Origin of the sequence: Methylophaga sp. UBA4204 (assembly GCF_002379485.1) — a bacterium.
GTDB lineage: Bacteria > Pseudomonadota > Gammaproteobacteria > Nitrosococcales > Methylophagaceae > Methylophaga.
Genome location: NZ_DFTU01000011.1, coordinates 10,925 through 11,373 on the forward strand (window position 1 = coordinate 10,925; position 449 = coordinate 11,373).

The 449-nt window shown below is 40.3% G+C and carries 1 protein-coding gene; it reads right to left on the reverse strand.

Translation table 11 applies throughout. The features are described 5' to 3' along the window. Nucleotides 1-449, reverse strand: a 449-nt coding sequence (locus B3182_RS01495) for a DUF748 domain-containing protein (RefSeq protein ID WP_292751253.1), incomplete at both ends; no start/stop codon positions are given.

Sequence of the window (449 nt, forward strand, 5' to 3'; positions counted from 1 at the left end):
GGTTTTATTTCACCATCAATTTCCACCAGACCAAATTCATCAACCTTACCTTCCAATGTCAGCTCTACGGGTTGTTCAGAAAGCGTAGAAAAACCGCTTATTTCGCCATTGAGTGCCTGCATATGTGTATCAAAAACTATCGGCAAACTGGCATCGGTAAAACGCGAACTCGCGTTATTAATAATCGCTTGACCAATTGCCAACTCATAGCCATTGAAGAGACTGTCTTGATCTTTATTCTCTGTCTCAGCTTTGTCGTTTGGTTGCTCCTTGAGTAGTCCTCTTACATTGGTTTCGCCATCTTCGTTAATAAATATGCGGGCATATAGTTCATCAACGATCACTTCTGAGATAGCCAGGCGTTGTTTCGCTAATGAAAAATCAATTGTATTAATGTCTAGCTGGTCAAAGCTGAACAGTTTTTCATTGTTTTTCTGATTATCGAGCTG